The sequence below is a fragment of the Burkholderiaceae bacterium genome (genome assembly GCA_024235995.1).
Lineage (GTDB): Bacteria > Pseudomonadota > Gammaproteobacteria > Burkholderiales > Burkholderiaceae_C > Ottowia.
In genome coordinates this window covers 784,464-804,496 of sequence record JACKLI010000001.1, presented here as the reverse complement: position 1 = coordinate 804,496, position 20,033 = coordinate 784,464, and the positions used below count along the sequence as shown (strand labels likewise).

General features: G+C 71.6%; 22 protein-coding genes. 9 read left to right on the top strand and 13 right to left on the bottom strand.

Going from position 1 to position 20,033, the window contains the following annotated elements; all coding sequences use genetic code 11:
- Positions 1–11 precede the first annotated feature (11 nt).
- The 3 genes from H6927_04020 to H6927_04010 are packed head-to-tail and all read left to right on the top strand — an operon-like array spanning position 12 to position 1,506.
- Positions 12–224 carry an addiction module protein gene (locus H6927_04020; protein ID MCP5217256.1) on the top strand — a complete coding sequence of 71 codons (213 nt, stop codon included), beginning with the start codon at positions 12–14 and terminating at the stop codon, positions 222–224.
- On the top strand, positions 221–520 hold the full coding sequence (locus H6927_04015; GenBank protein ID MCP5217255.1) for a type II toxin-antitoxin system RelE/ParE family toxin: 300 nt from the start codon (positions 221–223) through the stop codon (positions 518–520). The genes H6927_04020 and H6927_04015 overlap by 4 nt, the downstream gene beginning before the upstream one ends.
- Positions 521–534: 14 nt before the next feature.
- The gene (locus H6927_04010) at positions 535–1,506 is read left to right on the top strand and encodes a patatin-like phospholipase family protein (GenBank protein MCP5217254.1); all 972 of its coding nucleotides are present in this window, start codon (positions 535–537) and stop codon (positions 1,504–1,506) included.
- On the opposite strand, the gene H6927_04005 is transcribed toward H6927_04010, so the two are convergent.
- The 6 genes from H6927_04005 to H6927_03980 all read right to left on the bottom strand — a co-directional run bounded on the left by H6927_04005 (position 1,498) and on the right by H6927_03980 (position 7,071).
- Complete coding sequence (locus tag H6927_04005) at positions 1,498–3,018, bottom strand: MFS transporter (GenBank protein ID MCP5217253.1); 1,521 nt, start codon at positions 3,016–3,018, stop codon at positions 1,498–1,500. The genes H6927_04010 and H6927_04005 overlap by 9 nt on opposite strands.
- The gene (locus H6927_04000; protein ID MCP5217252.1) at positions 3,015–3,866 is read right to left on the bottom strand and encodes a uracil-DNA glycosylase; all 852 of its coding nucleotides are present in this window, start codon (positions 3,864–3,866) and stop codon (positions 3,015–3,017) included. The genes H6927_04005 and H6927_04000 overlap by 4 nt, the downstream gene beginning before the upstream one ends.
- 14 nt (positions 3,867–3,880) lie before the next feature.
- The gene (gene rimI, locus H6927_03995; GenBank protein MCP5217251.1) at positions 3,881–4,396 is read right to left on the bottom strand and encodes a ribosomal protein S18-alanine N-acetyltransferase; all 516 of its coding nucleotides are present in this window, start codon (positions 4,394–4,396) and stop codon (positions 3,881–3,883) included.
- Positions 4,397–4,411: 15 nt separating this feature from the next.
- Positions 4,412–5,113 carry a tRNA (adenosine(37)-N6)-threonylcarbamoyltransferase complex dimerization subunit type 1 TsaB gene (gene tsaB, locus H6927_03990; protein ID MCP5217250.1) on the bottom strand — a complete coding sequence of 234 codons (702 nt, stop codon included), beginning with the start codon at positions 5,111–5,113 and terminating at the stop codon, positions 4,412–4,414.
- Between the two features lie 282 nt (positions 5,114–5,395).
- Positions 5,396–5,857, bottom strand: coding sequence for a hypothetical protein (locus tag H6927_03985; GenBank protein MCP5217249.1), 462 nt, complete (start codon positions 5,855–5,857; stop codon positions 5,396–5,398).
- The gene (locus H6927_03980) at positions 5,854–7,071 is read right to left on the bottom strand and encodes an MltA domain-containing protein (protein MCP5217248.1); all 1,218 of its coding nucleotides are present in this window, start codon (positions 7,069–7,071) and stop codon (positions 5,854–5,856) included. The genes H6927_03985 and H6927_03980 overlap by 4 nt, the downstream gene beginning before the upstream one ends.
- Between H6927_03980 and H6927_03975 the strand changes: the two genes are divergently transcribed.
- The 5 genes from H6927_03975 to cobA all read left to right on the top strand — a co-directional run bounded on the left by H6927_03975 (position 7,004) and on the right by cobA (position 12,061).
- A complete protein-coding gene (locus tag H6927_03975; protein ID MCP5217247.1) occupies positions 7,004–7,147 on the top strand; it encodes a hypothetical protein in 144 nt (47 codons plus the stop codon). The genes H6927_03980 and H6927_03975 overlap by 68 nt on opposite strands.
- A 320-nt stretch (positions 7,148–7,467) precedes the next feature.
- The gene (locus tag H6927_03970; protein MCP5217246.1) at positions 7,468–9,945 is read left to right on the top strand and encodes an NAD(P)/FAD-dependent oxidoreductase; all 2,478 of its coding nucleotides are present in this window, start codon (positions 7,468–7,470) and stop codon (positions 9,943–9,945) included.
- 59 nt (positions 9,946–10,004) lie between these two features.
- Positions 10,005–10,391, top strand: a complete 387-nt coding sequence (nirD, locus tag H6927_03965; GenBank protein MCP5217245.1) for a nitrite reductase small subunit NirD — start codon at positions 10,005–10,007, stop codon at positions 10,389–10,391.
- A gap of 40 nt (positions 10,392–10,431) precedes the next feature.
- Positions 10,432–11,244: a formate/nitrite transporter family protein gene (locus H6927_03960; protein MCP5217244.1), complete on the top strand. Its 813-nt coding sequence runs from the start codon at positions 10,432–10,434 to the stop codon at positions 11,242–11,244.
- 13 nt (positions 11,245–11,257) lie between these two features.
- On the top strand, positions 11,258–12,061 hold the full coding sequence (cobA, locus tag H6927_03955) for a uroporphyrinogen-III C-methyltransferase (GenBank protein ID MCP5217243.1): 804 nt from the start codon (positions 11,258–11,260) through the stop codon (positions 12,059–12,061).
- Here cobA and H6927_03950 read toward each other — a convergent pair.
- The 5 genes from H6927_03950 to purE form a co-directional block, all read right to left on the bottom strand.
- Positions 12,037–13,107 carry a tartrate dehydrogenase gene (locus tag H6927_03950; protein ID MCP5217242.1) on the bottom strand — a complete coding sequence of 357 codons (1,071 nt, stop codon included), beginning with the start codon at positions 13,105–13,107 and terminating at the stop codon, positions 12,037–12,039. The two genes, cobA and H6927_03950, sit on opposite strands and share 25 nt — an antisense overlap.
- A 7-nt stretch (positions 13,108–13,114) precedes the next feature.
- Entirely contained in the window at positions 13,115–14,026 is a 912-nt protein-coding gene (locus H6927_03945) for a GDSL family lipase (GenBank protein MCP5217241.1), read from the bottom strand.
- 69 nt (positions 14,027–14,095) lie between these two features.
- The gene (locus tag H6927_03940; GenBank protein MCP5217240.1) at positions 14,096–15,088 is read right to left on the bottom strand and encodes a threonylcarbamoyl-AMP synthase; all 993 of its coding nucleotides are present in this window, start codon (positions 15,086–15,088) and stop codon (positions 14,096–14,098) included.
- Positions 15,088–16,281, bottom strand: a complete 1,194-nt coding sequence (locus H6927_03935; protein ID MCP5217239.1) for a 5-(carboxyamino)imidazole ribonucleotide synthase — start codon at positions 16,279–16,281, stop codon at positions 15,088–15,090. Before H6927_03935 ends, H6927_03940 begins: the two co-directional genes overlap by 1 nt.
- Positions 16,278–16,778, bottom strand: a complete 501-nt coding sequence (gene purE, locus H6927_03930; GenBank protein MCP5217238.1) for a 5-(carboxyamino)imidazole ribonucleotide mutase — start codon at positions 16,776–16,778, stop codon at positions 16,278–16,280. Before purE ends, H6927_03935 begins: the two co-directional genes overlap by 4 nt.
- A 55-nt stretch (positions 16,779–16,833) precedes the next feature.
- On the opposite strand from purE, the gene trxA reads away from it, so the two are divergent.
- Positions 16,834–17,790, top strand: coding sequence for a thioredoxin (gene trxA, locus H6927_03925; GenBank protein MCP5217237.1), 957 nt, complete (start codon positions 16,834–16,836; stop codon positions 17,788–17,790).
- Here the strand turns inward: trxA and rsmA are convergent, their stop codons facing one another.
- Complete coding sequence (rsmA, locus tag H6927_03920) at positions 17,791–18,552, bottom strand: 16S rRNA (adenine(1518)-N(6)/adenine(1519)-N(6))-dimethyltransferase RsmA (protein ID MCP5217236.1); 762 nt, start codon at positions 18,550–18,552, stop codon at positions 17,791–17,793. It abuts the gene before it with no gap.
- Positions 18,549–20,030: a peptidylprolyl isomerase gene (locus H6927_03915; GenBank protein MCP5217235.1), complete on the bottom strand. Its 1,482-nt coding sequence runs from the start codon at positions 20,028–20,030 to the stop codon at positions 18,549–18,551. Before H6927_03915 ends, rsmA begins: the two co-directional genes overlap by 4 nt.
- Positions 20,031–20,033: the final 3 nt, after the last annotated feature.

Genomic DNA, 20,033 nt, shown 5'->3' with positions numbered 1-20,033 from the left:
ACTTGGCAACCATGAACATTGCAGAGCTGCGCACCCTTCCCATAGAGCAACGGCTTCATCTGGTCGAAGACCTGTGGGACAGCATTGCCGTGGATCAGGGCGCCCTGGCGTTGACCGACGAGCTGCGCGAGGAACTCGATCGCCGGCTGGACGCCTACGAGCAAGACCTTGAGCCCGGGCGCCCTGCCACGGCGGTGCTGGCCGACCTGCGCAGGCGTTTGTGACGCTGGAGCTTTTTGTTCGGCCCGACGCCGAGCAAGACCTCGAGCACGCCGCGGCCTGGTATGAGCAGCAAAGGCCCGGACTGGGCGATGAATTCCTCGATGAAGTGCTGCGAACCTTCCAGAGCATTGCCGAGTTTCCCGCCCTGTATCCCGTGGTTCACCGGTCAACCCGCCGCGCGTTGACCCGGCGTTTTCCATTTGGCGTGTATTACCGGGTCGACAGCGAAAGGGCCGTGGTCGTCGCCGTCATGCATGGCAGCCGCAGTCCGTCCCGGTGGCAACGCCGAGCCCTGTAAAAAATCGCTCCCGCATGACCCAGCCATCCATCCGCCCCCGCATCGGCTTGGCCCTGGGCAGCGGTTCGGCGCGGGGCTGGGCGCACGTCGGGGTGCTGCAGGCGCTGCTGAGCGCGGGCATCGTGCCCGACGTGGTGTGCGGCGCCTCGGTGGGCGCCATCGTGGGCGCGGCCTATGCCACCGGCCAGCTCGAGCGTTTCGAGGCCTGGGTGCGCGGCATGGACCGGCGCGCGGTGATGTCCTACATGGACTTCAACCTGGGCGGCGGCATGCTCAAGGGCCAGCGGCTGGCGGCCTACATGCGCGAGCATTTCGACGCCCAGCCGATCGAGGCGCTGGCCACGCGCTTTGCCGCCGTGGCGACGGCGCTGCACACGGGCGAGGAGGTGTGGCTGCGCAGCGGCTCGGTGAGCGACGCGGTGCGCGCCTCGTTTGCGCTGCCGGGCCTGTTCACGCCGGTGTGGCGCGATCAGCGCCTGCTGGTCGACGGCGGGCTGGTCAACCCGGTACCTGTGTCGCTGGCGCGCGCGCTGGGCGCCGACGTGGTGATCGCGGTGGACCTGAACCACGACAAGCTGGGGCGCTACTTTCGCGGCGCGCCGCCGGCCGCGCCCGAACCCGACGCGCCGCCCGATGCCGGCGGCGGCTGGGTGCAGTCGCTGCAGCAGGGGCTGGGCGCGCTGTGGCCGCTGGGCAAGGAAGGGGCGGACGAGCCGGACGCGCCCGGGGAGCCGCCGCTGCCGTCGCTGCTGAGCGTGGTGTCCAGCAGCATCCAGGTGATGCAGGTGCGCATCACGCGCAGCCGCATGGCGGGCGACCCGCCCGAGGCGGTGATTGCCCCGCGCCTGGCGCACCTGGGCCTGCTGGACTTCCATCGCGCGGCCGAGGCCATCGACGCCGGCCAGGCCGCCACGCAGGAGGTGCTGCCGCTGCTGGCGCAGCTGGGCCTGGCCGCCCCGCCCGCGCCGAACCCGCCCTCAGCCTGAGCGCGGCGCAGCGCCGTCCATGGCAAAGCGCCGCGGCACCGCCAGCAGCACCAGCGCCATGAAGACGGCGGCCACGGCCATGCCGACGTACAGATCGCTGGTAGCGGCCGCCAGCGCGGCCTTCAGCCAGTCCCGCACCGCCGCCGGCGCGGCGCCGCCCTGCAGCAGCGCCAGCACCGAGTCGACGCCCGCCAGCCCCTGGCCGCGCAGTGCCTGCGGCGCCTGCGCCAGCCGCTGGCCCACGGCGTGGTTGAACACGGCGCCGAACACCGCCGCCCCCAGGCTTTGCCCCAGGTAGCGCGCAAACATGTTGCCGCCGGTGACCACGCCGCGCTGCTGCCAGCCCACCACCGACTGCGCGCCCACCAGCAGCGCGGTGGACAGCAGGCCGAAGCCCGCGCCCAGCACCAGCTGGTCCAGCACCACGGCCCACACCGGCTGCGGCTGCGGGAGGGCGCGAAAGCCCAGCGCCGCCGCCAGCGCCAGCGCGGCGCCCAGCAGCGCCGTGTCGCGATAGCCGATGCGCAGGTACAGCCGCGCCGACAGCGCCGAGGCCACGGGCCAGCCCAGGCTCAGGCTGGCCAGCACCAGGCCGGCGGCGATGGCGCCCAGGCCCTGCACCGACTGCAGCAGGGTGGGCAGGTAGATGCTGGGCGCCATCATGGCCAGGCCCATGGCGATCATCACCAGGTTGGAGCCGGCCAGCGCGCGGTCGCGCCACAGCCAGCCGGGCATCACCGGCTCGGCCGCGCGCCCCTCCACCCACACCAGCGCCGCCAGCGCCAGCGCGGCGGCGGCCAGCAACGCCAGCGAGGGCGCCGAGCCCCAGGCCCAGGCCTGCCCGCCCTCCAGCAGCGCCACGATCAGCGCGCCCAGCGCCAGCAGCACCAGGGCCGCGCCGGCCCAGTCGATGCGCGGGCGACGCGGCTGGCGCCGCTCGTGCAGAAAGCGCCCGATCAGGCCCAGCGCCAGCACGCCGATCGGCAGGTTGACCAGGAAGATCCAGTGCCAGCTGGCGTACTGGGCAAACGCGCCGCCCAGCAGCGGCCCGGCAATGGCCGCCATGCCCCACATGCTGGACAGCCAGCCCTGCACCGCGCCGCGCTCGTGCACCTCGTACAGATCGCCCGCCAGGGTATTGACGGTGGCCATCACCGCGCCCGCGCCCAGGCCCTGCAGGCCGCGGAACACGATCAGCGCGTGCATGCTCCAGGCCAGCGAGCAGGCCGCCGAGCCGGCCAGGAAGATCAGGGCGCCGCCGACCAGCACCGGCTTGCGGCCCAGCAGGTCGGCCAGCTTGCCGTAGATGGGGATGGTCACGGTCTGCGCCAGCACGTAGATCGAGAACACCCAGCTCACCAGGGCCAGGCCGCCCAGGTCGCCCACGATCTGCGGGATGGCGGTGGCCACGATGTTGGTGTCCATGGCGGCCAGCAGCATCATGGCCATCAGGCCGGCCAGCACCCAGTGGCGCCGGGGCGCGGCGGGGGCCGGTGCCGCGGCGGCGGTCATGGCGCCGCGGCGGCGTCCGCCCCCTGCTGTGCGGTGGCCAGCGCCAGGCACAGGTCCTGCCAGGCCTTGGCTTTTTCGGGCAGGGCGCGCAGCAGGTAGGCCGGGTGGTAGCTGACGATGACGGGCACGCCTTGGTATTGGTGCACGCGCCCGCGCAGGCGGCCGATGGGCTCGGTGGTGTTCAGCAGCGACTGCACCGCGAAGCGCCCCAGGGCCAGGATGATGCGCGGGCGCACCAGCGCCACCTGGCGGCGCAGGTAGGGCTCGCACTGCGCCACCTCCTCGGGCAGCGGGTTGCGATTGCCCGGCGGGCGGCATTTGATGACGTTGGCGATGTAGACCCCGCGTTTCAAGCCATTTGGGCCACTGGCCCCCGTCGAATCAGCCCCATCAGCTATCGATTCAATAGTATCGCCGGCCTGGCGCGACAGGCCGATGGCCGCCAGCATGTTGTCCAGCAGCTTGCCGGCCGCGCCGACGAAGGGCTCGCCCAGGCGGTCCTCGGTCTCGCCCGGCGCCTCGCCCACCACCATCCAGCCGGCGGTGCGGCTGCCCACGCCGAACACCGCCTGCGTGCGGCCGGCGCACAGGCCGCAGGCGCGGCAGCCGGCCACGGCGGCCTGCAGCGCGTCCCAGTCCATGGCCTCGACACCGGCGGGGCGGGAGCTGGGCGCCAAGTCGCCCGCGGGCGGCGCGATGCGGGCGCGCGCGGGCGGTGCCGGCGCGGCCGAGGGCGTGGGCGCCACCGCCTGGTCGGACGGCGCTTCTTCGCTCACGGCCGCAGGCGCCTTGGGCTGGGGCGCCCACAGTCGCACGCCCATCTCGGCCAACATCGCACGCTGGCGCATATCCAGATCCAGCGTCATGGCGCCTCTCCCTCGCTCAGGCGCAGGTTCATCACCACCGCATCCTCGCGCTGACCACGGCCGGCGGGGTAGTAGGCCTTGCGCAGGCCGACCTGGGCGAAGCCGTGCTGGCGGTAGACGTGCTGGGCGCGCCGGTTGCTGGCGCGCACCTCCAGCCACAGCCACTCGGCCTGGTGCCAGCGCGACCACAGCGCCAGCGCATCAAGCATGGCGCGCGCCCAGCCCTGGTGCTGATACGCCGGCGCCACGGTGATGTTGAGCAAATGCACCTCGCGGTAGCCCGCCATGGCGACGAAGTAGCCCGCCAGCGCGTCGCCGACCAGCAGGCACTGCGCCAGGTAGCCGGCCGCCACGCTGTCGCTGAAGTTGCCGCGCGACCAGGGGTGGCTGTAGACGGCCTGCTCGATGGCGTGCACCGCGTCCAGGTGCGCGGCCGACAGGGGCGCGAAGCGCGCCGCCCCCGGCGGCTGGGGCAGCGCGTCAGGGGCGGGCGGACGGGGCAGGGCGCTCATGGCCAATCGTCGGCGTCAGCGCGCGACCGCTGCGGCGCGTTCCGCTGTAGTTTGCGCCACCTTGTCGCGCACGTACAGCGGCAGCGCCTGCTCGGCCGGCAGCGCTCGGCCGGCGGCCAGCAGGGCCGGCGCCAGGTCCAGCAGGGCGCGCGCGCTGGGCGCGGCGGCGTGCCGCGGCAAGGCTTGCAGCGCGGCCGGCAGGCGCGCGCCGTAGGCGGCGAAGGCGTTGCCGGCCAGCACCCAGGGCGCCGCCGGCCCGGCCGTCAGGGCCAGGGCCTCGGGCGCGCCCACGCTGGCCTCGCCCAGCGCCGACCAGCCGCCGCCGGCCGTCCACGCCCAGGGCTGGGCGTAGACCTGGTCCATGCGCGCGTCCAGCAGCGCCAGCACCTGCGTGCCGCCGTGGGCGGCGCGCGCGTCCTCGGCCACCGCCAGCAGGGTGTCGACGGGCAGCACCGGCACGGCGGCGCCCAGGGCCAGCCCCTGCGCCACGGCGCAGGCGGTGCGCAGGCCGGTGAACGAGCCCGGCCCGCGCCCGAAAGCGATGGCGTCCAGCGCAGCCAGCTCGAGGCCCGCCTCGGCCAGCAGGCGCAGCGCGGTGGGGATCAGCGTGCCCGAGGCCTGCGCGCCGCCGGCGCCCGCGTGCAGCCACTGCCGCGCGCCGCGCTGCACGCCGATGGACAGCTGCTCGGTGCTGGTGTCGAAGGCCAGGAGGTTCATCGGCCCTATTTTCGCCGTTAGGGCCTGTTAACGCCATGAAAGGGGTCGCGAAGCTCATGACAGCCCGCCCATCAAGGCGCGCGACGCCGTGCGTGCGTCGGCACGTACAAGAAGCGCAACGCCGAGGGGCGGGCTGTCATGAGCTTCCCTACGGGTTGCCTCGCCAAGGGGCCGTCTGCGGCGTTGCCCGCGCTCGCAAGGCGCAAGCCTTGCCGCGCACGGGCGCCTGGCATCCAGCCCCTTGGCGAGGCAACGCGACCCCTTTCATGGCGTGAACAGGCCCTAACCCGGCCCCACGTTGCCGTCGCCGGTGCGGATGTTGGTCTGCACCGGCGCGTCGGGGTCGAACGGCGGCGGGTTGCGCGGGCCCGGGCGGGGCGCGGCGCGCACCGGCACGGCCGGCTGGCCGGCGGGCACCACGCGGGTGCAGGTGACGGCCTCGGGGATATTGGCATAGCTCAGGCGCGCCAGGCGCTGCTCCAGCCCCAGGCCGAAGTCGGCGGTGAGGGTGGCGTCGCCATAGATCAGCTCGTCGTCGCGCTGGTGGGGCAGGCGCTCGAGCACGGCATGGCCGCGCTGGCCGTCGAGCGTGGCCATGTCCTCGTACAAACGCGCCTCGAAGCGCAGGCCCTCGGGGCATTGGTAGGCCAGGCGCGGCGCGTCGCGGATCGCCGCGCAGCCGGACAGCGCGGCGGCCATCAACCAGATCGAAGGGCCGCGCAGCGACGCAGGGGGAGGCGTCATTTCGGCCATAGGGCCCACAGCTTCAAGGGCTGCTTCATGCGGCCCGCGAAGTCGCCCGCCTCGGCGCCCCAGCCGGCAAAGTAGTCGGCGCGCACGGCGCCGCGGATGGCGCTGCCGGTGTCCTGCGCCAGCACCAGGCGCTGCAGGCTGGCCACCGGGCCGCTGGAGACCAGCCACACCGGCGTGCCGTAGGGGATGCTCTGCGGGTCGACGGCGATCGAGCGCCCGGGCGTGAGCGCCACGCCCTGCGCGCCCCGGGGGCCGAACTGCTCGTCCAGCGCGCTCAGCGCCTGCTCGCGAAAGAACACCACGCGCGGGTTGCTCCACAGGAAATCCTGCAGGCGCTCGGGGTGCGCGGCCAGCCAGGCCTTGATGCCAGGCCAGGTGGCGTCCTGGATGGCGCCCTGGCCCAGCAGCCAGCCGCCGGGGCTGCGGTAGGGCTGGTTGTTGGTGCCGGCAAAGGCCAGGCGCACCAGGCGCTGGCTGCCGTCGGCCTCGGTCACGCGCAGGCGGCCCGAGCCCTGGATCTGCAGGATCATGGCGTCCACCGGGTCGGCCAGCCAGGCGATCTCGCTGCCGGCCAGCTGCGCGCGCACCTCGGGGCGGGTGTCGATGTCGCGCCGCGTGTACCAGGGCTGGCGCGCATTCAGGCCGGGGGGCGAGGCGAAGACGGGCACCTGGTAGGCGCCGCCGGGCTGGCGCGCGGCCTGGTACACGGGCTCGAAATAGCTGGTCAGCAGGCCGGCGTCGGCGCCGCCGCCCACAGGCTCCACGCGGTAGGGCTGCAGGCGCAGGCGCATCCACTGGCGCTGCTCCTCGGGCGTGGCCAGCGACAGGCGGCGCACCTCGCTGCACAGCGCCCGGAAGGGCTCGGGCGGGCGCTCGCAGCTCTTGATCCAGGCGTTCCAGGCCTCGTAGGTAGCGTCCTGGTCGAACCCCGGCAGGTCGGCCCAGCGCACCGGCACCCAGCGGCTGCCCGGGCGCTGCAGCGCGGGGCCGGTGGGCAGGCTGTCGGGCACGTTGGCCAGCGGGGGCAGCGGTGACTCGGCGCCGGCCGGGGGGGCCGTGGGCGCCGGCGGCTTAACGGCGCAGCTGGCCAGCGTTCCTACAATGGCAGCCCATGCAAGAACTCGAAGTCCCCTGGCCATGACCCTGCTGATTCTCGAGGCGCTGGGCGCGCTGCTGCTGTTTGTGCTGATGGTGTGGTGGACCATGTTTTCGGGGCGCAAGAAGGGCGAGCTGCCGCCCAAGGAGCCGCCCGCCGACAACCGGGGCGACGACCCGAAGTGAACTGAGACCCGGCGCGCGCCATTATGGTTCCAACGGCAGGCCCGGCCACGCAGCCTGCACCGATCGACATCGCTGCCTGTCCCCGTCCGCACCGCAATGGTGCATCTGCCTGCTGCCAAGGCAATCCCGGGGGACATCGCCATCAATCCTGATTTCATAGCGCCATGCCCTGATGTGGTGGACGCCATGGGCCCACTCATCAAAAAATCATCGCCCCATCCCGAGTCTGGCACGGTAGTTGCTGTGCTCTGTGTGTGACCGCTGCATGCGCAGTGGATCGGCGGTTTTTGAGGCTGGGCGTACAGCCCCGGGAGATGATGGTGACGCAATCCAGACTGGTGATGGTGGGCAACGGCATGGCGGGTGTGCGCGCGCTGGAAGAGCTGCTGAAGATCGCGCCCGATCGGTACGACATCACGGTGTTCGGCGCCGAGCCGCACCCCAACTACAACCGCATCCTGCTGTCGCCCGTGCTGGCGGGCGAGCAGACGCTGCAAAACATCGTGCTCAACGACTGGGGCTGGTACCAGGAGCACGGCATCAGGCTGCACGCGGGCTGCACGGTGACGGCGGTGGATCGCCGCCACCGCATCGTGCGCGGCGAGACCACCGACGGCCAGGTCATCGAAGCAGGCTACGACCGGCTGGTGCTGGCCACGGGCTCGCGGCCCTTCATCCTGCCGATCGAGGGCACTGGGCTGCAGGGCGTGCTGGCCTATCGCGACATGGCCGACACCCAGGCCATGATCGACGCCGCCGCGCGCTTTCGCCAGGCCGTGGTCATCGGCGGCGGCCTGCTGGGCCTGGAGGCCGCCAACGGCCTGATGAAGCGCGGCATGGACGTCACCGTGGTGCACGCCGGCGCCTGGTTGATGGAGCGCCAGCTCGACGCCGTGGCCGGCCAGCTGCTGCAGCAGTCGCTGGCCGCGCGCGGCATGCGCTTCTTGATGCAGGCGCAAACGCAGGCGCTGCTGGGTGAGCCGGACGGCGGGGCGGCCGCTCGCGTGCGTGCGGTGCGCTTTGCCGACGGCAGCGAGGTGCCGGCCCAGCTGGTGGTGATGGCCGTGGGCATTCGCCCCAACACGGCATTGGCCGAGGCCATGCGCCTGCATGTGGATCGGGGCATCGTGGTCAGCGACACGCTGCAGACCGTCACCGATGCGCGCATCTACGCCGTGGGCGAGTGCGCGGCGCACCGCGGCGTGGCCTACGGCCTGGTGGCGCCCCTGTTCGAGCAGGGCAAGGTGCTGGCCAACCACCTGGCCGAGCTGGGCATCGGGCAATACCAGGGCTCGCAGACCTCAACCAAGCTGAAGGTGACGGGGATCGACCTGTTCTCGGCGGGTAACTTTCAGGGGGGCGCGGGCACGGAGGAAATCGTGCTCAGCGACCCTCGTGCCGAAGGCGGCGGCGTGTACAAGAAGCTGGTGCTCAAGAACGACCGGCTGGTGGGCGCCTGCCTGTATGGCGACACGGTGGACGGCAGTTGGTACTTCAAGCTGCTGCGCGACGGGCGCAGCGTGGCCGACCTGCGCAACCGGTTGCTGTTTGGCCAGTCCAACATGGGCGACGGCGGCCATCAGGGCCAGAACAAGGCCACCACCCTGGCCGACGACGACGAGGTTTGCGGCTGCAACGGCGTGACCAAGGGCCAGATCTGCAAGGCAATCAAGGACAAGGGCCTGTTCACGCTGGAGGAGGTGCGCCGGCACACCAAGGCCAGCGCCAGTTGCGGCTCGTGCACCGGCCTGGTCGAGCAGATCCTGATGGCCACCGCCGGCGGCGACTATTCGGCCACGCCCAAGACCAAGCCCTTGTGCGCCTGCACCGACCACGGCCACCAAGCCGTGCGCGACGCCATCGCCACGCACCGGTTGCTGACGGTGGCTGCGGTGTTCGCGTTCATGGAATGGAAGACCCCCAACGGCTGCGCCAGCTGCCGCCCGGCCATCAACTACTACCTGATCAGCACCTGGCCGAAACTGGCCCGCAACGACCCGCAAAGCCGCCTGGTCAACGAGCGCGGCCACGCCAACATCCAGAAGGACGGCACCTACAGCGTCGTGCCACGCATGTGGGGCGGCGAGACTTCGGCCGCCGAGCTGCGCCGCATCGCCGACGTGGTGGACAAGTACCGAATCCCGACGGTGAAGGTGACGGGTGGCCAGCGCATCGACCTGCTGGGCGTGAAGAAGGAAGACCTCGTCAACGTCTGGCGCGACATCGGCATGCCCAGCGGCCACGCCTACGCCAAGGCGCTGCGCACCGTCAAGACCTGCGTGGGCAACCAGTGGTGCCGCATGGGCACGCAAGACAGCACGCAGCTGGGCAAGGACCTGGAGCGCGCCCTGGTCGGCATGGATACGCCGCACAAGGCCAAGTTCGCCGTCAGCGGCTGCCCGCGCAACTGTGCCGAGAGCGGCATCAAGGACGTGGGCATCGTCGGCGTGGACTCGGGCTGGGAGATGTACATCGCCGGCAACGGCGGCATCAAGACCGAGGTGGCGCAGTTCTTCACCAAGCTGCGCACCGCCCAGGAGGTGCTGGAGTACACGGGTGCCTTCATGCAGCTGTACCGCCTGGAAGGCTGGTACCTGGAGCGCACCGTGCATTACGTGGGCCGCGTGGGCCTGGACCACGTGAAAAAGCGCATCCTGGACGACGCCGAAGGCCGCCGGGCGCTGTGGCAGCAGTTGCAGGACGCGCTGGCCGACGTGGCCGACCCCTGGTTCGATCCCGAACCGGCGGCGGTGGACCGGCGCCAGTTCATCCCGATCACACCCATCGCCCCTGGTTGAAGCCAAATCAGCCTGCAGCCCTTATCTCATAACCGCCACAAGCTCCTTTAAATATAGCAATGACCACCTGGACCGCCATCTGCTCCCTCCACGACATCCCCGTGCTCGGCGCGCGCCGCGTGCGCCGAGCACGCGGCATGGACGTGGCTGTCTTTCGCACCGGCGCGGACGAGGTGCATGCCCTGCTCGACCGCTGCCCGCACCAAGGCGGCCCGCTGTCACAGGGCCTGGTGTTCGGCGCCCACGTGGCCTGCCCGCTGCACAACTGGAGCATCGGCCTGGCCGACGGCCGGGCCGCCGCGCCCGATGAAGGCTGCACGCCGAGCTTTCGCGTCCGGCTGGAGCACGGGCAGGTGTACCTCGACGCCGACGAACTGGCCGGCCACGCCATCGACCAGGCACCCCCGCTGTCCGGGCCCTGCCGGCACCACACCGCCCCGGCCTGAATCACCACCCCCTGAAAACCCCTTCACAGGAGAGCACCCCATGGCCTATCTCGCGCCGTCCGAATTTGTCACGCTGATGGTGGACACCGGTGAATCCAAGATCCGCATGTCCATGCGCGACACCCTGATCCGCGCCTACATGGCCGGCGCCATCCTGGCGCTGGCGGCGGTGTTTGCCGTCAGCGCCTCGGTCACCAGCGGCTCGGCGCTGATCGGCGCGCTGCTGTTTCCGGTGGGCGTGTGCATGCTCTACCTGCTGGGCTTTGACCTGCTGACCGGGGTCTTCATGCTCACGCCCCTGGCCTGGCTGGACAAACGCCCAGGGGTCACGGTGCAAGGCATTCTGCGCAACTGGGGCCTGGTGTTCGTCGGCAACTTCCTGGGCGCACTCACCGTGGCCGCCATGATGGCCTTCATCTTCACCTACGGCTTTTCCGTCGCACCCAACGAGATCGGGCAGAAGATCGGCCACATCGGCGAAGCCCGCACGCTCGGCTACGCCAAATACGGACTGATGGGCTGGCTCACCATCTTCCTGCGCGGCGTGCTGTGCAACTGGATGGTGTCCACTGGCGTGGTCGGTGCCATGATTTCCACCACCGTCAGCGGCAAGGTGATTGCCATGTGGATGCCGATCATGCTGTTTTACGCCATGGGTTTCGAGCATTCGGTGGTCAACATGTTCCTTTTTCCCTCGGGCCTGATGATGGGAGGCCAGTTCTCGATCCTGGACTATTTTCTGTGGAACGAGATCCCCGTGGTGCTGGGCAACCTGCTGGGCGGCATCGCCTTCACGGGCCTGACGCTCTACACCACCCACGCGCGCACTGCACCCAAACGCAAGCTGGCCTGAGCAGGGTGAATCCATGACCCTCCCTGTCCCCCGCCCACAACCCGGCAGTTGCACCCTGGTTGGCGCCGGCCCGGGTGACCCGCAGTTGCTCACGCTCCAGGCGCTGAAGGCCATCCAGGCGGCCACCCTGCTGCTGATCGATGACCTGGTGAGCGAGGCCGTCGTGGCCCTGGCCCCGGCAGGCGCGCGCACCGTGCCGGTGGGCAAGCGCGGCGGCGGCCTCAGCACGCCCCAGGCCTTCATCGAAAAGCTGATGATCAAGGCCGTGCACAGGGGCGAGCACGTGGTGCGCCTGAAGGGCGGCGACCCCTTCATCTTCGGCCGCGGGGGCGAGGAGGTGGAGCACCTGCGCGCAGCGGGCATCGCCGTGCGGGTGGTCAACGGCATCACCGCCGGCCTGGCCGGCATGACGCTGCTGGGCGCGCCGCTGACGCACCGCCAGCACGCCCACGGCGTGCTGTTTGTCACCGGCCACGCCAAGCCCGGCGATGCGGACATCGACTGGCGGCAGCTGGCCGCCACGGCGCGGGATGCGCGCCTGACACTCGTCATCTACATGGGCATGGCCGGCTGCGCCCGCATCCAGCAGCAATTGCTGACCGGCCTGCCCGCGCACACACCGGCGGTGGTGATCCAGCACGCCAGCCTGCCGCAGCAGCGCCACGCGCTCACCAGCCTGGGTGAACTGCACGCCACCGTGCGCCGCGAGGGGCTGGCCAGCCCCTCGGTGATCGTGATCGGCGACGTGGTACGCGGCGTGGCGGCCGCCTTACCGGACAGCGCCCTGGCGCCTCAGATCAGCGCCGCGATGGCCTGACCCATCTCGGCGGTGCTGGCGGTGCCGCCCAGATCGCGCGTGCGCGGGCCCTGGCGCAGCACGGTCTCGATGGCGCGCACGATGGCGTCGTGCGCCGCTGATTCGCCCAGAAACTGCAGCATCAGCGCGGCCGACCAGATCATGGCCACCGGGTTGGCGATGCCCTGACCGAAGATGTCGGGCGCCGAGCCGTGCACCGGCTCGAACAGGCTGGGAAACGTGCGCTCGGGGTTGAGGTTGGCCGAAGGCGCCAGGCCGATGGTGCCGGTGCAGGCCGGGCCCAGGTCGGAGAGGATGTCGCCGAACAGGTTGCTGGCCACCACCACGTCGAAGCGTTCGGGCTGCAGCACGAAGCGGGCGCTGAGGATGTCGATGTGGTGCTTTTGCACGGCCACCTGCGGGTAGCGCGCGGCCATGGCGTCGGCGCGGCCGTCCCACCAGGGCATGCTGATGGCGATGCCGTTGCTCTTGGTGGCCACGTCCAGCTTGCGGCGCGGGCGCGCGGCGGCCTGCTCGAAGGCGAACTTGAGCACGCGGTCGGTGCCGAAGGCGCTCATCACCGTCTCCTGCACCACGATCTCGCGCTCGGTGCCGGCGTACATCACGCCGCCCAGGTTGGTGTATTCGCCCTCGGTGTTCTCGCGCACCACCAGGAAGTCGATGTCGCCGGCCTTCTTGCCAGCCAGCGGGCAGGGCACGCCCTCGAACAGGCGCACCGGGCGCAGGTTGATGTACTGGTCGAACTCGCGCCGGAACTTCAGCAGGCTGCCCCACAGCGACACGTGGTCGGGCGCGATGGCCGGCCAGCCGACGGCGCCAAACAGCAGCGCGTCCATGCCCTGCAGCTGCGCCTTCCAGTCGTCCGGCATCATCTGGCCGGTCCTGGCGTACCAGTCGCAACTGGCCCAGGCGATGGGCGTCAGCTCCAGCGCCACGCCGAAGCGCCGCTGCACGGCCTGCAGCACGCGCAGGGCCTCGGGCATGACCTCCTGGCCGATGCCGTCGCCCGGGATGACGGCAATGCGGTGCGTGCGCGTGGTGCTCATGGTCGGATCACCAGCGGTTCTTGAAGCGCGTGTAGGCGTTCTCGAGGTAGCCCTCGTTGGTGAACAGCCGCAGCATGGCAGGCGTGAAGTACAGGCCGTCGGCAAACAGCCAGCGGGTGTAGTCGGCGCCGGCCACCAGGGTGGCGGGGGTGCAGGTGCTGGCGTCGGGCGTGGTACACACCGGGTCGCTGTTGTTGTCGACCGGGTAGCTCTCGGGCTTGTTGTAGATCAGGTTGAAGAACAGCGCCGGATCGAAGTACAGCACGGTGGCGCCCATGTCGACGATCTGGGTCAGCAGGCGGTCGTTGAAGGCCACCGACATGCGCGTGGCGTCATTGGCGATGTTGCGGTTGCGCGCCCAGGGCGTGATGCCCAGGTTGTAGACCCCGCTGACCACCACGTGCGTGGCGCCGGCGGCCACCACGCGGCGCACCTGATCGGCCAGCGCGCGGGCGGCGGTGTCGATGGCGGTGTCGGTCGCCGCCGAGATGCCGGTGGCGGCCACGGCGTCGACGATGTCGCTCATGCCGCCGTTGACGAACACCACGTCGTTGGGCCCCAGCGCGGTGCGCGCCAGCAGGGTGTCGATCTGCGCGGTGACGCTGGGAGCATTGGTGCCGCTGGTGGTGTCGGCCAGGGCCACGCGGGCGTTGCCCTGAGCGTAGCCGAAGCCGCCGGCCGAGGCAGGTGCCACCGTGAGGTTGTAGTAGGAGGCCAGCTGCTGCAGCCAGTTGTAGGTACCGTCGTTGACGGTGTAGCGGTGGCCGTTCTGGCCCACGTCGGCAAAGCCGTCGCCCACGCTGATGAAGCGCTCGGGCTTCAGGTCAGACACCACCGAGCCCGACCCGCAGGAAGCCAGCAGGGCGGTGGCGGCAACCAGCAGGCCGCCGGCGGCGCGGCGAATCCACAAGGAAGGCATGGGGTGAGCTCCAGAGACGACAAAAGTGCAAGTTTAACGAGGGCGCGGCCGGCCGCTGCGCGGGCAGGGTCAGCCCGCCGCGGTGGCGCGCTGCAGGCGGTCGCGCACGCCGTCCCAGGCGGCATCGGGCGGCGGCGTCTCGACCCAGATCAGGCGCGCCTGCGCGTCGTCGAAGCCGCGCAGCACGGCAAACAGCTGCTGCGCGGCGGCGCCGGCGTCGTCGGGCATGCGGCGCAGCAGCAGGTGCGCGCTGGGCGAGGCCAGCGGCGCGCGCGCCCACACGGCGATGTGGCGCGCGTCGGCGCCCAGCAACTGCAGCGCGGTGCGCAGCTCGGCCGCGCTCATCAGGCGCACGCGCGCGCGCGGCGCGTAGTGCGCGGCCAGCGTGCCCGAGGCCTTGGGGTCGGGCGCGCCCAGCTCGTCGCGGGTGCGCAGGCGCTGGCCGGCAGCGCGCTCGATGTCGGCGCGCGCCAGTTGCCCGGGCCGCAGCAGCACCGGCGCGCCGCGCGTGCAGTCGACGATGGTGGACTCGATGCCGACCGCGCAGGGGCCGCCGTCGAGCACCAGCAGTTCGTCGCCAAACTCGGCCGCCACGTGCGGCGCCGTGGTGGGGCTGACGCGGCCGAAGCGGTTGGCGCTGGGCGCCGCCAGGCCATGCACGCCGCGCGCCGCGCAGGCCGCCAGCAGCGCCTGCGCCACCGGGTGCGCCGGGCAGCGCAGGCCCACCGTGGGCTGGCCGCCGGCCGCCGCGCCGGCCACGCCCGGCTGGCGCGGCAGGATGAGGGTGAGCGGGCCGGGCCAGCAGGTGTCGATCAGGCGCTGGGCGAACGGCGGCACGGCGGCGGCAAAGCGCGGCACCTCGGCGGCGGCACCCACGTGCACGATCAGCGGGTGGTCGGACGGCCGGCCCTTGATGGCATAGATCTGGCTCACCGCCGCTTCGTTATCGGCATCGGCGGCCAGGCCGTACACGGTCTCGGTCGGCAGGCCGATGAGCTGGCCCGCGGCCAGGGCGTCGGCGGCGCGGGCGATCGATTCGGGCTGCTGGCCGTCGAGGATCATCACCAGGCCTCGATGCCCAGCAGCGCCGCCGCGCGCAGGGCCTGCTGGCGCACGCCGGCGGCGTCAGGGCCGATGAAGGTCAGGTGCCCCATCTTGCGGCCGGGCCGCGCCTGGGCCTTGCCATACAGGTGCAGGCGCGCGCCGGGCAGCGCCAGGACCTCGGCCCAGGGCGGCTGGCGCGGGGCGCCGGCGGCGTCGAACCACAGCTCGCCCAGCAGGTTGAGCATGACGGCGGCGCTGTGCTGGCGCGGCGCGGGCAGGGGCAGGCCGGCCAGGGTGCGCACCTGCAGGTCGAACTGCGACAGATCGCAGGCGTCCACCGTGTAGTGGCCGCTGTTGTGCGGGCGCGGCGCCATCTCGTTGACGACCAGGGTGCCGTCCTGCAGCACGAAGTATTCGACGCACAGCACGCCCACGTAGCCCAGCTCGTTGACTATGTTTTTGGTAGCTGCTTGCGCTTGTTCGATCAGGGCTTCAGGCAGATTTTGCTCAAAAACCTCGGTCACGGCCAGGATGCCGCCGCGGTGCAGGTTGCGCTGCACCGGCAGGCTGACCACCGTGCCGTCGGCGCCGCGCGCGACGATCACCGAGCACTCCAGGGCCAGCGGCAGCCGCTGCTCCAGCACGCAGGCCACGCCGCCCATGCGCTGCCAGGCATCGGCCAGCTCGGCGCGCGTGGCCACGCGGGCCTGGCCCTTGCCGTCGTAGCCCAGGCGCGCCGACTTGAGGATGCCGGGCAGCAGGGCGTCGGGCACGGCGGCCAGGTCGGCCTCGGACTCGATCACCGCGTGCGGCGCCGGCGCCACGCCGCTGGCCGCCGCGCAGCGGGCGAAGTGCGCCTTCTCGCGGATGCGGTCCTGCGCGATGGCCACGCAGTCGGCCGGCGGCGACACGGCGCGCGTGCGCGCCAGCTCGGCCAGCGCCTCGGCGGGCACGTTCTCGAACTCGGTGGTGATGGCGTGGGCGCGCGCGGCCAGCTCGCGCAGGGCGTTGGCGTCGCGGTAGTCGGCCTGGATGAAGCGGTGGCTGACGCGCCCGGCGGGGCTGGCGCGGTCGGGGTCGAGCACCACCGTCTCGTAGCCGAGGGCCTGCGCCGCATGCACGAACATGCGTCCCAGCTGGCCGCCCCCCAGCACGCCCAGCGTGGCCGGGCGGCCATCGGCCCCCAGCCCTGGCAAGATCGGCCCGCTCATCGCGGCTCTGCCGGCGGCAGCGTCATGGCCCGCGCCGCCGCGGTCTGCTCGGCCCGAAAGGCGTGCAGCCGCTCGCGCAGCGCCGCGTCGTACGCCGCCAGCAGCGCCACCGCAAACAGCGCCGCGTTGGCCGCGCCGGCCGTGCCGATGGCAAACGTCGCCACCGGCACGCCCTTGGGCATCTGCACGATGGAGTGCAGCGAATCCACGCCCTGCAGGTGGCGCGAGGCCACCGGCACGCCCAGCACCGGCACCACGGTCTTGGCCGCCAGCATGCCGGGCAGGTGCGCCGCGCCGCCGGCGCCGGCGATGATGGCGCGCAGGCCGCGCGGCTCGGCCGCTTCGGCGTAGGCGAACAGGTCGTCCGGCATGCGGTGGGCCGACACCACGCGCGCCTCGTGCGCCACGCCGAACTGCTGCAGGATGTGCACGGCGTGCTGCATGGTGTCCCAGTCGCTGCTGGAACCCATCACCACGCCGATGAGAGGAGATGTCATGGGTATTGCACAATGGCCGGTTGCATAGCCCGATTTTGCCCGCACATTCCTGACCATGATCGACGTCACCGTACAAAACTTCGAAACCGAGGTGATCGCCGCCTCGATGCAAACCCCCGTGCTGGTGGACTTCTGGGCGCCCTGGTGCGGCCCGTGCAAGACGCTGGGGCCCATCCTGGAGCAGCTGGAAAGCGAATACGCCGGGCGCTTCAAGCTGGTCAAGATCGACTCCGACCAGGAGCAGCAGCTGGCCGGGGCCTTCGGCATCCGCTCCATCCCCACCTGCATCCTGCTCAAGGGCGGCCAGCCGGTGGACGGCTTCATGGGCGCGCTGCCGGCCGGCCAGGTGCGGCAGTTCCTGGACAAGCACGTGCCCAGCGAGGACGCGCTGGTGGCCGAGGCCCAGGCCGACGAGGCCGACGAATTGCTCGAGGCGGGCGACACCCAGGCCGCGCTGGCCAAGCTGGCCGACGCGCTGGCGCACGACCCGGCCAACGACGACGCGCGCTTCGACTACGCGCGCCTCTTGATCGCCACCGGCGGCCTGGACGAAGCCGCCGCCACCTTGCAGGAGCCGCTGGCGCGCGAGCCGCGCCCGCTACGCTTCGACGCGCTGGACCGCTGGCTGCAGGCGGTGCGCTTCGTGCACCAGGACGAGCGCGGCAACTGGCCTATCGAGCAGTTCGACGCGGCCATCGCCCAGAACAAGCGCGACTTCGACACCCGCTTCGCCAAGGCCCAGGCCCTGCTGGCCGAGGGCCAGTGGACGGCCAGCATGGACGAGCTGCTGGAGATCATCCTGCGCGACAAGAAGTGGAACGACGAGGCCGCGCGCAAGACCTACGTCGCCATCCTGGAGCTGCTCACCCCGCCGCCGCAAAAACCCGGCGCCGGCGCCGATGGCAAGAGCGCCGGCGGCATCGAGCTGACCGGCAAGGCCGCGCAGCAGCAGGACCCGCAGGCCGAGCTGCTGTCGAGCTACCGGCGCAAGCTGTCGATGGCTCTGAACTGATCACACCAGCGCCAAAGCCAGCGCCAGGTACTCGTCCACCGGCACCTCCTCGGCGCGCCGCCGCACGTCGAATGCGCCGCCAAACGAGCGCGCATCCAGCCACTGGCCCAGGGTGTGGCGCAACAGCTTGCGCCGCTGGCTGAAGGCGACCTGCACCAGCTCGGACAGCAGGGCCGGGTCGATCGGCGCGAAGTCGGCGCGCGGCAGCATGCGCACCACGGCGCTCATCACGCGCGGCGGTGGCTCGAACGCTTCGGGCGGCACCGTCAGCACGTTTTCCATCGCGTAGCGCCACTGCAGCATGACCGACAGGCGCCCATAGTCGGCGGTGGCCGGCTGCGCCACCATGCGGTCGATGACTTCCTTTTGCAGCATGAAGTGCTGGTCTTCGATGCAGCCGGCAAAGGGCAGCAGGTGAAACAGGATGGGGCTGGAGATGTTGTAGGGCAGGTTGCCAACGACTCTGATTTTGCTAGCTGCCAGCGCTTGTTTCACCTGGGCAAAATCGACTTTCAACACATCGGATTCGATGACCGAGAGCTGCGGGTGCGCACGCAGGCGCGCGGCCAGGTCGCGGTCCAGCTCGATCACCGTCAGGCGCCCCAGCCGCTCGGCCAGCGGCTGGGTCAACGCCGCCAGGCCGGGGCCGATCTCGACCACGGCCTGCCCCGGCCGCGGGTCGATCGCGCGGACGATGGCGTCGATGACGGCCGGGTCGGCCAGAAAGTGCTGGCCGAAGCGCTTGCGGGGGATGTGTTTCACCGGGGGGGATCGCGCAACTCGACGTAGGCGCGCCCGCGCACCTCCTGGGACCAGGTGTCGAAGGCTTCCTCGGCTTTCTTCTCGCGCAGCACGTTGCGCGCCAGCTGGCGCTGCTGCGCGCTGGTGAGCACCTGCTCGCGCCGGCCCTCGACCTGCACCAGCTGCACGCCGGCGGGGGTGACGACCGGATCGCCGATCTGGCCGGCGTCCAGGTTGCCGACCACGCGTTCGAGTTGGGGCACGAACTGGCCGGGCGGCACCCAGCCCAGGTCGCCCCCGGCGGCGGCGGCATCGTCCTGCGAGTACTGGCGCGCCAGCTGCTCGAAGCTGGCCTGGCCGGACTCGACGCGGCGCTTGAAGTCGGCCAGGCGCTCGCGGGCCACCTGCAGGCTTTGGGCGGGGCCGACCTTGAGCGTGATGCCGCGCACGTGGGTGAGCGGGATCTTGACCTCGGGCAGCTCGCGGTTGACCTTGCGCTCCAGCACCTTCAGCACGTGAAAGCCGGCCGGCGAGCGCACCGGCCCGACGATGCCGCCCACGGGCGCGCCCTGGGTGCTCTTGACGAACAGCTCGGGGTATTTGTCCAGCGGGTGCAGGCCCAGCACGCCGCCGTCGCGGCCGCGGTTGTTGGCGTCGGAGTATTCGGCCGCCAGCTTGGCGAAGTCCTCGCCCGCGCGCGCCTTCTCGGCCGCCTCATCCGCGCGCTTTTGCAGCCTGGCGACGTCGTCGGCGCTGGCGTGCTCGGGCACCTCGACCAGGATCATGGCCAGGTTGAGCTCGGGCACCGCCGTGCGCGCGCCGGTCTGCTCGCGGATGTAGGCGTCGACGTCGGCGTCGCTCACGCGGATGCGCGGCTCGATCTCGCGCTCGCGCAGGCGCGACAGCAGCACCTGGTTGCGCACGTCGGCCTGGAAGTCCTTGACCGAGATGCCCTCCTGCTCGATGCGCTGGTGCAGTTCGGGCACGGTGGCCAGGTGGTTCTGGCGGGCAATGGACAGCTCGGCCTGCGCCAGGGTGGCGTCGTCCACGCTCAAACCCAGTTCGCGCGCGTACTGCAGCTGGGCGCGCTCGGAGATCAGGCGCTCGAGCATCTGCTGGCGCAGGCTGGCGGCGGGCGGCGGCACCATGCCGCGCTCGCCCATCTCGCGCAGGGCCCGCGCCACGCGCGCGCGCACCTCGTTGTTGGTGATGGGCTCGGTGTTGACCACGGCGACGATGTAGTCGGCCGGGCTGGGGGCCGCCGGGGCGGATGCCGCTGCAGCGGGCACGGCGGCCGCAGCAGCTGCCGGCGCGGCCGCCGCCCCGGCGGGCGTCTTGGCCTTGGGTTTGGGCTGGACGGCCGCCGCCTTGGCCTTGGCCGGCTTGCCGGACCGTTGGGCCGCGCGCTTGCCGTCGGCGGCGGAGGACTGGGCCTGCGCCGGCGCGGCCAGGCCCGCCAGCACGGCCACGGCGGCCCAGGCCAGGAGGTGTCGATGCAGGAG